Raw genomic sequence first — 2,625 nt, forward strand, 5'->3', positions numbered from 1 at the left:
GCCGTCGGCGAAGCGCACGCGCAGCACGACGGTGCGCCCGGCCAGCACGGCGGCGCGGGCCCGCCCCGCCGTGCGCACCGCCAGGCGCAGCAGCTCGCGGTGCACCGCGCGCGGGTCGTCGACGTCCCGGGCGAAGGCGCTCCCGGCGCCCAGGGAGGCCGGCGGCGGCGCGGCCGCGGGCGGCGGGCCCTCCTCCCGACCCCAGGCCAGGGCGTGCAGCCGGTCGCCGGCCCGCCCGCCCAGGGCCCGGCGCAGGGTCGCCGCGGGGGTGTGGGCGACGTCCCCCGCGGTGCGCAGGCCCAGCTGCTCCAGCAGCTCGGCGGTGCGCCGGCCCACCCCGGGCAGCGCCGCGGCCGGCGCGGCGTGCAAGAACCCCAGCGCCCGCGCGCGCGGCACCAGGAGCACCCCGCCCCCGGGCCGCGCGGCGGCCGCGCCGGCGGCCAGGGCGGCGACCAGCCGGGTGGGGCCGGCGCCCACCGAGCACGCCAGGCCCTGCTCGTCGGCCACCGCGTCGCGCACCAGGCGCGCGATGCGCCCCGGGCCACCCAGGCGCCGCGCCGCGCCGGACACCTCCAGGCACGCCGCGCCGGGCCGCAGCTCCTCCACCGCGGGCGTCAGGGAGCGCAGCAGCCCCAGCACCCCGGCCCAGGCGCGCTGCTCCGCGCCCGGGTCGCGGGCCAGCACCGTCAGCCCCGGGCACAGCCGCCGGGCCCGGCCCAGCGGCGCGCCGGGGTGCGCGCCGGCCTCGCGGGCGCGGGGGGAGGCCGAGAGCACCACCCCGCGCCCGCCGGCCACGACCACCGGCAGGCCGGTCAGCTCCGGGTGGCGCAGCAGCCGCACGGCGACGGCGAGGTCGTCCACCGCCACGTGCAGCACCGAGCAGCCCCGCTCGTCCGGCGCGTCGGCGGCCGCGGTGCTGGGGGTACCGGGGGTGCCGGGGCTCACCGCGCACCCCCGGCGCCGCGCCGGGCCGCCGGTCGCGGTGGCCGGCGGGCGCGGGCGTCAGCGGCGGGCGTGCAGGTGCAGGTGCGCGGCCAGCGCCAGCAGCTCCGGGGAGCGGGCCGCGCGCGCCTCCAGCTCGCGCAGCAGCGCCACGTCCTGCTCGGCCTCCGCGCGGGCGGCGGGCACCAGGTCGCTGAAGGTGCGGGTGCCCTCCACCGCGGTGACGGTGAAGCCGGCCGCCTCGGCCAGCTGCGTCGCCGAGGCGCGGTCGAAGCGCCGGTGCAGCGGGTCGGTGCCGCTCCAGCGGTGCTCCGGGCCGGACAGGGCGTGCAGGGCCTGGGGCAGCTGCCCGGCCAGCACCCGCGCCAGGACCGTCGCGGGCCACTGCGCCACGAGCAGGCTGAGCAGGCCGCCCGGGCGCAGGGTCTCGCGCGCCGCCCGCAGCGCGGCGGCGGGGTCGTCCACGACCTCCAGCACGCCGTGGCACAGCAGGACGTCGGCGCTGCCGGCGGGCAGCAGGTCCGCCAGCTCGGTGGCGTCGCCCTGCACCGAGCGCACCCGGCCGGCCAGACCGGCCTCGGCGGTGCGCCGCTCCAGGGCCGCCAGGGCGTCCGGGGAGGGGTCGACGACCACGACGTCGTGCCCCAGCGCGGCCACGCGCACGGCCAGCCCGCCGGTGCCGCCGCCGAGGTCGACCACCGACAGCGCCGCACCGCCTCCGCCGGCCGGGCCGGCCGCGTCGGCGAGCAGCCGCCGCACCCCGTCCCAGAGGACCGTCGACGTGGCCGGACGGCCCCGTTCCTTCGCCACCCGTTCCTCCCAGCGCTCGCGGACGGCCCCCACCCTAGACACCGGGGCGCACCCGGCCGCGGCGCCACCCGGGGCGCGCGCCGGCTCACCACCCCGAGCTGCCCGGGCTGGAGCTCCACAGGCGCCGCGGGGCGGCGCCGCGGGCCGCCGGGCGGGTGGCGCGCACGTCCTCGCCCGGCGGGCGCAGGTCGGCGTACGGGGACTGCCGGAAGCCGCTGGGGTGCACGAGCACGCGCGGGGGCGGGTCCGCGCGCCGCGCCGGGGCGGCGTCCAGCAGCGCGCGCACCGCGGGCTCGCCGTGCGCGCTCCACAGCCGGTGCAGCTGCGTCAGCTCCCAGGCGCCGGTGGCGCGCAGCGACACCCCGCGCGGGCCGGTGCGGCGCAGCACCCCGCGCACCAGCAGCAGCCAGGAGTGGAAGACGGTGGCCGCCCACGGGTCCTGCGCGTCCTCGAAGAAGGCCGCGTCGGCGGGCCCGGTGGAGTCGTCGAGGGTGAGGAACACCACCCGCCGGCCCGAGCGCACCGGCGGGGTCTGGGTGGCGACCTTCACCCCGGCCACCAGCAGCTCCGCGCCGTTGCGCCGGTGCAGCAGCTCGCGGGCCGGCGTGACGCCCAGCGCCCGCAGCAGCGGCACGTACGCGGTGACGACGTGCGCGCTGACGTCCAGGCCCAGCACCTCCAGCTCGGCGCGCACCCGCTGGGAGGCGCCGAGCTCGGGCAGGCCGGAGGCGACCGGTTCCTCGGCGCCGTCGCCGAGGTCGAGGGCCAGCTGCACCGCGGCGCCGTCCCCGGCCGGGCCCGCGCCGGGCGCGCGGGTGCGCACCTGGCGCCGGGCGGCGGCCCGCACGTCCACCCCCGGGCCCACCCCCTGGT

At 82.4% G+C, this 2,625-nt stretch carries 3 protein-coding genes; all 3 read right to left on the bottom strand.

Annotation, left to right across the window (positions count from 1 at the left end; all coding sequences use genetic code 11):
- Nucleotides 1–945 (bottom strand): DNA polymerase Y family protein (locus tag GTR00_RS18550; protein ID WP_166613048.1); only part of this gene is annotated, 945 nt, incomplete at its 3' end.
- Nucleotides 946–1,002: 57 nt separating this feature from the next.
- The gene (locus tag GTR00_RS18555) at nucleotides 1,003–1,752 is read right to left on the bottom strand and encodes a methyltransferase domain-containing protein (RefSeq protein WP_166613049.1); all 750 of its coding nucleotides are present in this window, start codon (nucleotides 1,750–1,752) and stop codon (nucleotides 1,003–1,005) included.
- Nucleotides 1,753–1,837: 85 nt separating this feature from the next.
- On the bottom strand, nucleotides 1,838–2,625 hold a 788-nt coding region (locus GTR00_RS18560), incomplete at its 5' end, for an OB-fold nucleic acid binding domain-containing protein (protein ID WP_323132597.1).

The organism is Kineococcus indalonis (assembly GCF_009906395.1).
Classification (GTDB): domain Bacteria; phylum Actinomycetota; class Actinomycetes; order Actinomycetales; family Kineococcaceae; genus Kineococcus; species Kineococcus indalonis.